This is a genomic window from Streptomyces sp. 796.1 (assembly GCF_047525675.1).
Taxonomy (GTDB): Bacteria; Actinomycetota; Actinomycetes; order Streptomycetales; family Streptomycetaceae; genus Streptomyces.
Genome location: NZ_JBLIWA010000029.1, coordinates 97,856 through 105,951 on the forward strand (window position 1 = coordinate 97,856; position 8,096 = coordinate 105,951).

The following is an 8,096-nucleotide window of genomic DNA, read 5'->3' on the forward strand; positions in this document are numbered from 1 at the left end:
CGGCGCGCCGCCGGTCCGCTCACTCCGCGACGTACGTACGGCCCTCCCAGGCGAAGACGCGGAGTTCCTCGCCCTGGTGCGAGACGGTCTCCTGGGTGGCGCGGAAGTGCTCGTAACAGTTGCCCATCGGCAGCTTCAGGTGGGACTGGTCCGCGGCCACGTGGCGGGTACGGGCCTCGTCCGCCAGTTGCGCGGGGCCGCCGCGGAGCAGGGCGTTCGGCGGGGACGTGGTCGGCATGGGGCACCCCTTCTGGTGGGTCTCTTCGGACTGGTTGGTGGGTTGGTGGGTTGGTGTGGGGGGGGCGGGTTGGCGTGGGTGGGTTGGTCCGTGGGTGGGTTGGTCCGTGGGTGGGTTGGTCCGTGGGTGTGCGGGGGTCAGTTGGCTGTTGCGCCGCGGACGAGGGCTTCGACCGGCATCCGGAGCCAGTAGCTGCCGCGCTGGAAGGGGTAGGTGGGCAGGTCGACCAGGCGCCCGCCGAGGCCGGCGTACGGCTGGCGCCAGTCCACCGGCACCCCGTCCGCGTGCAGGGCGGCCAGGGCGGTGAGCAGGCCGGTGCGGCTGCCGGTGGCGTCCAGCGCGGCGACCCGGCCGGTTGCGCCGGGCGGGGTGGGCAGGCCGGATACGGGGCCGGCCGCCGGGCCGCCGGGGGCTGCGCCGAGCAGGATGGTGGCGCCGGCCGGCCTGGCCGGTGGGGCCAGTTCGGTCGCGGCCCAGCCACCCGTCCAGTGCTCCGGATCGCGCAGCGCGTCGACGCCGACGGGTTCGCCGGTCAGCGCGGAGAGCAGCGGGATCGTGGGCGACCGCAGCTCCAGACCGGCGAGGGTGGTACGGAGCGCCGCCGGGTCCTGGCCCGCCGCACCCGCCGGGCCGTCCTGGTCCGCGCCGGCCAGGGCGAGGAGCAGTTCGGCGGCGTCCGCCGTGGACAGCACCTCGGCCGCGTGCGCGGCGGCCACCACGCCGGGGCCGGCGCCCAGCACCGCGGCCGGCGGCACGCCCCAGCCGTGCAGCAGCGCGAAGAGCGCGGAGCCGACCGCGAACGAGGCCGCCTGGTCGGTGGCCGATGCCGGGCCCGTACCCGTATCCGTACTGCCGGTGGCAGACGCCGCCGGGCCCGTACCGCCGGTGAGCGCGGCCTCGCGGGAGGCGCGCGGGAGCCGGGTGTCGAGCGGGGCGCAGCAGGCGTCCAGCGCGTCGGCGAAGGCCGGGTACGCGTCGTAGAGCTCGCGCACTGCGGGCAGCCCGCCGCCCGGGCCCGCCGACAGCGCCGGGAAGCCGAAGACGGCGGTGGTGTCGGCCGCGGGCCGCGCGCTGCGCACGACGCCGAAGGGGGTGGCGGGGGCGGCCGGCGTGCCTGGGGCGGCTGAGGTACCGGTGGTGTCCGCGCCCGTGGCGGGTGGGGGGGCTGGCGTGTCCGTGGTGGCCGCGCCCGTAGTGGCTGATGGGGCTGACGCGCCCCTGGTGGCCGCGCCGGGGCCGTCGGTCACTGCGCCGGGGCCGTCGCCCGTACCGGTGCCGGGTTCCGCAAGGGCCGTGAGGGCCGCGAGCAGGCCGGCGCGGGTGTCGGTGAGGACGGTGGCGCGGTGTTCGAAGACCGCGCGCGATGCGGCGAGCGACCAGCCGACGTCCCGGGGCCGCCAGTCGGGTTCGGCGGCCAGCCGCTGCCGCAGCCGGTCGGCCTGGGCCCGTAGCGCGGCCTCGGAACGGGCCGACAGCGGGAAGGGCAGCGTGCCGGGCGCCGGCTCTTGCGGCGCCGCGCCGGCCGGAGCCGACACCGCCGCGACCGCGGCTGCCGATGCCGGTTCTTCCGACGCCCCGGCGGCCGATGCCGGCTCCCCCACCCGGGGCTCCGCCGGGGCCTGTTCCAGGATGACGTGCACCTTCGTCCCGCTGGCGCCGAAGGAGGAGACGCCCGCTCGGCGCGGTGCGCCGCGGTCCGGCCACGCCACCGCCTCGCTGAGCAGCCGCACCGTGCCGGAGGACTGGTCGATGTGCGGCGAGGGCTCGGCGCAGTGCAGCGTCTTGGGCAGCACGCCGTGCTCCATGGCGAGCACCGTCTTGATGACGCCGACGACGCCGGACGCGGCCTGCGGGTGACCGGTGTTGGACTTGTACGAGCCGAGCCACAGCGGCTGCGCCGGGTCGCGGCCCTCGCCGTAGGTGGCCAGCAGCGCCTGCGCCTCGATCGGGTCGCCGAGCGGGGTGCCGGTGCCGTGGCCCTCGACGGCGTCCACCTGGTGGGCGGTGAGCCCGGCGTTGGCGAGCGCCTGGCGGATGACGCGCTGTTGGGAGGAGCCGTTGGGGGCGCCGAGGCCGTTGGTGACGCCGTTGTGGTTGACGGCCGAGCCGCGGATGACGGCCCGTACCCGGTGGCCGCTGGCGCGCGCGGTGGACAGCCGCTCGACGAGCAACATGCCGGCGCCCTCGCCCCAGCCGGTGCCGTCGGCGGCGGCCGAGAAGGACTTGCAGCGCCCGTCGGGGGCCGCGCCGACGCCCATGTCGGGCGAGACCGCCGGGTTGGCCAGTACGGAGGCGCCGCCGGCCAGCGCCATCACGCACTCGCCCTGCCGCACCGCCTGGGCGGCCAGGTGCAGCGCGACCGACGAGGAGGAACAGCCGGTGTCGACGGTCAGGACGGGGCCCTCGAAGCCGAAGGTGTAGGCGATGCGGCCGGTGGCGACCGCCGGGGAGATGCCGCCGCTGAGGTAGGAGCGGGCCTCGTCGGGCACCTGCTGGAGGCCGGTCCAGTAGCCCTGCGAGAAGGTGCCGGCGAAGACGCCGACCCGGCTGCCGCGCAGCGTGTGCGGGGAGACACCGGCCCGTTCGAACGCCTCCCAGGACATTTCCAGGAGCAGCCGGTGCTGCGGGTCCATGGCGGTGGCCTCCGGCTCCCCGATGCCGAAGAACTCGGCGTCGAAGGAGGCCGCTTCGGCGAGGAAGCCGCCCTCGCGCACGTACCGCATCCCGGGGACGTCGATGCCGGCGCCCTCCAGCGCCGCCACGTCCCAGCCGCGGTCGGTGGGCAGCGGGCCCACCGCGTCGCGGCCATCGGCGACCAGGCGCCAGAGCTGTTCGGGAGTCTCCACGCCGCCGGGGGTGCGGCAGGCCATGCCGACGATGACGATCGGGTCGTCGTCGGGCCCGGCCGGCTGCTCCGGGGCGCTCGCGCCGGTGGCCGGGGCCGCGGTGGTGGCGGAGTTCGCACCGGGGGCGGGGGTCGGGGCGCCGGCCGTGGTGGTGGGCGCCGGCCCTTCGGGTGCGTCGCCGATGAGCTCAGCGCGCAGGGCGCGGGCGAGCGCGGTGGGCGTGGGGTGGTCGAAGACGACGGTGGCGGGCAGCGTGAGGCCGGTCGCGGTGCCGATGCGGTTGCGCAGTTCGACGGAGGTGAGCGAGTCGAAGCCGAGGTCGCGGAAGGGACGGCCGGGCGCGACGCCGTCGGCGTCCGCGTGGCCGAGCACGGCGGCGACGTGGCCGCGTACGAGGTCGAGCACGAGCCGGTCCCGGTCGGCGGCCGGGGCGCCGGCCAGGGTCGCGGCGAAGGTGCCGGCGGCGTTCGCGGTGGCTTCCTGCTGCCCGCGGGTGGGCCCGGTGTCGGCGGCGACGAGGCGGACCACGTCGGTGAGGTCGCGCAGTTGCGGGCGGAGGCGGCCGTCGAAGCCGCCGCCGCGGGCGGCGATCTCCGCCCACTCGATGAGCGCCATCGCCACGCACGTCTCGTCGTGGTCGAGCACCTGGCGCAGGGCGCGCAGGGCGAGCTCCGGTTCGATCTCGGAGCCGCCGCGGCGGCGCAGTTGGGCCTCGGCCTCGCCGGACGCGATGCCGCCGCCCGCCCAGTGGCCCCAGGCGATGGAGGTGGCCGGCAGGCCCTGCGCGCGGCGGTGCCTGGCCAGCGCGTCCAGGTAGGCGTTGCCCGGCGCGTAGTTGCCCTGGCCCGGCACGCCGAACGTGCCGGCGAAGGAGGAGAACAGGACGAACGCGGACAGGTCGGCGTCGCGGGTGAGCTCGTGCAGGTTCTCCGCGCCGCGCACCTTGACCCGCAGCACCCGGTCGAGCTGGTCCAGGGTGAGCGCGTCGAGCACCGCGTCGTCCAGCACGGCGGCGGTGTGCACGACGGTGCCCAGCGGCCGGTCGGCGGGTATGTCGGCGAGCAGCGCGGCCAGTTGGTCCCGGTCGGTGATGTCGCAGGCGGTGACGGTCACCGCGGCGCCGGCCGCGGTGAGTTCCGCGGCGAGTTCGGCGGCGCCCGGCGCCTGCGGGCCGCGCCGGCTGACGAGCAGCAGGTGCGCGGCGCCCGCGGCGGCCAGCCAGCGGGCGACGTGGCCGCCGAGCGCGCCGGTGCCGCCGGTGATCAGTACGGTGCCGCGCGGCTGCCAGGGCGCGGCCGGCGCGGAGTCCCGCCGCGCGGTGCGCACCAGCCGGTTGGCGAAGACGCCGGCCGGGCGCACCGCCACCTGGTCCTCGCCGTCGAGCCCGGCGAGGACGTCGGCCAGCCGGCCGCGGCTGCGCCGGTCGGGGCTGGCCGGCAGGTCGATGAGGCCGCCCCAGCGTTCGGGCAGCTCTTCGCCGGCGACCCGGCCGAGGCCCCACACCTGTGCTTGGAGTGGGCTGGTGAGCGGGTCGGACGGGCCGGTGGAGACGGCGCCGCGGGTGGCGCACCACAGCGGGGCGGTGACGGCCGCGTCGCCGAGCGCCTGGATGAGCGTCTGGGTGGCGGCGAAGCCGCGCGGGGTCGCCCGGTGGTGGGCGTGCGGTGTCTCGTCGAGCGGCAGCAGGGACAGCACGCCGGCGAGTTCGCCCGCCCCTTCGACGGCCCGGCGCAGCGCGGCGGCGAGCGCGGCGCGGTCGCTGCCCTCGGTGTCCGGGTCGAGGTCGATGCGGAGCAGCCCGGCGCCGCGTTCGGTGAGCGCGTCGGCGGCTGCGGCGGCCCACGGGTCGGCGGCGCGGGCGGCGGGTACGACCAGCAGCCAGGTGCCGGTGGGGGCGCCGGTCGCCGCCGCGGTGACCGGGCGCCAGGCGGTGGCGTACCGCCAGGATGCGATGGTGTCCTGGTCGCGCTGGCGGCGGCGCCAGGTGGCGAGGGCGGGCACCAGGGTTTCCAACGGTGCGCCGGCGACGCCGAGTTCGGCGCCGAGCAGGTCCAGGTCGGCGGCCTCGACGGCGTCCCAGAATCGCTGGTCGCCGCCGGCCGGCGCGGCGCCGGCAGGTACCGCCGGGTGCTGCTCGGGCGGGGCGCTCAGCCAGTACCGCTGGCGCTGGAAGGCGTACGTGGGCAGGTCGACGGTGCCGGTGCCGGGGAACAGCGGGGCCCAGTCGACGCGGGCGCCGGCCGCGTGCGCCTCGGCGAGCGAGGTGAGGAAGCGGTCGGGTCCGCCGTCGGTGCGGCGCAGCGAGCCGACAGTGGCCACCGGTGTGTCGGGCGCGGCGGTCTCCTGGATGCTCATGGCGAGCACCGGGTGCGCCGCGCACTCCACGAACAGGCCGAACCCGTCGCCGATCAGCCGCCGCACGGTGGGCTCGAACCGCACCTCCTGCCGCAGGTTGGTCACCCAGTACGCGGCGTCGAGCCCGGCCGTGTCGATCGGCTCGGCCCGTACGGTGGAGTAGAAGGGCAGCTTCGCGGTGCGCGGGGCGACGCCGGCCAGGACCGTGCGGAGTTCGTCGCGGACGGTCTCCACCTGCGGGGTGTGCGAGGCGTAGTCGACGGGGATGCGCTTGGCTCGGATCTCCGCCGCCGCACAGCCGGCCACGAGTTCGGCCAGCGCGGCGGGCTCACCCGCCACCACCGTGGAGGAGGCCCCGTTGACCGCGGCCACCGCGATCCGGTCCCCGTACGGGGCGATGCGCGCCTCGGCTTCGGTGCGGCCGAGGCCGAGCGAGACCATGCCGCCCCTGCCGGCCAGCCGCTCGCCGATGACCTTGGAGCGGAGGGCGACGACCCGCGCCCCGTCCTCCAGGGAGAGCCCGCCGGCGACCACGGCCGCGGCGATCTCGCCCTGCGAGTGGCCGACGACGGCCGCCGGCTCCACGCCGTAGGAGCGCCACAGCGCCGCCAGCGACACCATCACCGCCCAGGACAGCGGCTGCACGACGTCGACCCGCTCCAGCGGGCCGTCCAGCTCGGCGGCGAAGTCCCAGTCGACGTACGGGGCCAGGGCCTGGCCGCAGCGGTGTAGCTGGGCGGCGAAGACGGGGGATGCGGCGGCCAACTCGCTTGCCATGCCCACCCATTGGGCGCCCTGGCCGGGGAAGACGAACACCGGGCGGGCGGCGCCTTCGGCGGTGCCGCGCACCAGGTGCGGCGACTCGCCGCCGGCGGCCAGGGTGGCCAGTTCGCGCAGCAGCCCGTCCCGGTCGGCCGCGATGAGGGCGGCGCGGTGCGGCAGGGCGCTGCGGGTGGTGGCGAGCGAGCGGCCGACGTCGGCCGCGGTGTGGTCGGGGTGGCGGCGCACGTGGTCGAGGAGGCGGGCGGCCTGGTCGCGCAGTGCGTCCTGGCTGGCGGCGGAGAGCAGCCACGGGAGCGGTCCGAGCGGCCCTGCGGCGGGCATCGGCCCGGTACCGGGCTGGCCGGGAGCGGGCTCCGCGCCGTGCCCCGCGCCCGGGGCGGCAGCGTGCCCCGTGCCCCGTGCGGTTTCGGGCCCCGTGCCCCGTACGGGCTGGGGTGCGGCCTGCGCGGGGGGCTGCTGCGGGGACTGCCGGGGCGCCGGCTCGGGCGCCTGCTCGACGATGATGTGCGCGTTGGTGCCGCTCATGCCGAACGAGGAGACGGCCGCCCGGCGGGGCCGCCCCGTCTCGGGCCAGGGGCGGGCTTCGGTGAGGAGTTCCACCGCGCCCGCGTCCCAGTCGATGTGCGGGGACGGCGCGTCCACGTGCAGCGTCTTCGGCAGCAGGCCGCCGCGCAGCGCCAGCACCATCTTGATGATGCCGCCGATGCCGGCCGCGGCCTGCGCGTGGCCCAGGTTGGACTTGATGGAGCCCAGCCACAGCGGGTGCGGCGTCTGTTCGGGGGTGCGCTGGCCGTAGGTGGCGAGCAGCGCCTCGGCCTCGATGGGGTCGCCGAGCCGGGTGCCGGTGCCGTGCGCCTCCACCGCGTCCACCTCGTGGACGCCCAGCCTGGCGTCGTCCAGGGCCTGCCGGATGACGCGGCGCTGGGAGGGGCCGTTGGGGGCGGTGAGGCCGTTGGACGCGCCGTCCTGGTTGACGGCGGAGCCCCGTACGACAGCGAGCACCTGGTGCCCGTTGCGTACCGCGTCCGACAGGCGCTCCACCAGCAGTACGCCGACGCCCTCGGACCAGCCGGTGCCGTCGGCGCCGGCCGCGAACGCCTTGCACCGGCCGTCGGGGGCCAGCCCGCGCTGCCGGCTGAACTCCAGGAAGACGCCGGGGCTGGACATGATGGTGGCGCCGCCGGCCAGCGCCAGGGTGCATTCGCCGCGGCGCAGCGCCTGCGCCGCCAGGTGCAGGGCGACCAGCGAGGAGGAGCAGGCGGTGTCGACGGTGACGGCTGGGCCCTCCAGGCCGAGGGTGTAGGCGACGCGGCCGGAGACGACGCTGGTGGCGGTGCCGGTGAGGGTGTAGCCCTGGACGTCTTCGGGGAGTTCGGCCAGGTCGGTGCCGTAGCCGGGGGCGCCGGCGCCGACGTAGACGCCGGTCTTGCTGCCGCGCAGCGTCTCGGGGCGGATGCCGGCCCGCTCCAGCGCCTCCCAGGAGGTCTCCAGCAGGAGCCGCTGCTGCGGGTCCATGGCGAGGGCTTCGCGCGGCGAGATGCCGAAGAAGCCGGCGTCGAACTCGGTGGCGTCGTGTACGAAGCCGCCGTCGCTGACGTAGCTGGTGCCGTGGGTGGACTTGTCGGGGTCGGTCAGCGCGGCCAGGTCCCAGCCGCGGTCGGCGGGGAGCGGGGACAGCGCGTCGGCGCCGTCGGCGACCAGTTGCCACAGGTCTTCGGGCGAGGCCACGCCGCCGGGGAAGCGGCAGGCCATGGCGACGATCGCGATCGGCTCGCGCTGGGCGGCGAGGATCTCCTCGTTGCGCTGGCGCAGCCGCTCGGCCTCGGTGACCGAGGCCCGGAGCGCTTCGACGATGGTTTCCGTTGGGGTGACGG

The 8,096-nt window shown here is 77.1% G+C and carries 1 protein-coding gene and 1 pseudogene; both read right to left on the reverse strand.

Annotated elements, in window-relative coordinates; translation table 11 throughout:
- Window positions 1-19: 19 nt before the first annotated feature.
- The gene (locus ACMA1D_RS20430; protein ID WP_414725450.1) at window positions 20-238 is read right to left on the reverse strand and encodes a DUF5988 family protein; all 219 of its coding nucleotides are present in this window, start codon (window positions 236-238) and stop codon (window positions 20-22) included.
- Window positions 239-375: 137 nt separating this feature from the next.
- Window positions 376-8,076 (reverse strand): annotated as a pseudogene (locus ACMA1D_RS20435) (type I polyketide synthase); the annotation flags it as partial.
- Window positions 8,077-8,096: the final 20 nt, after the last annotated feature.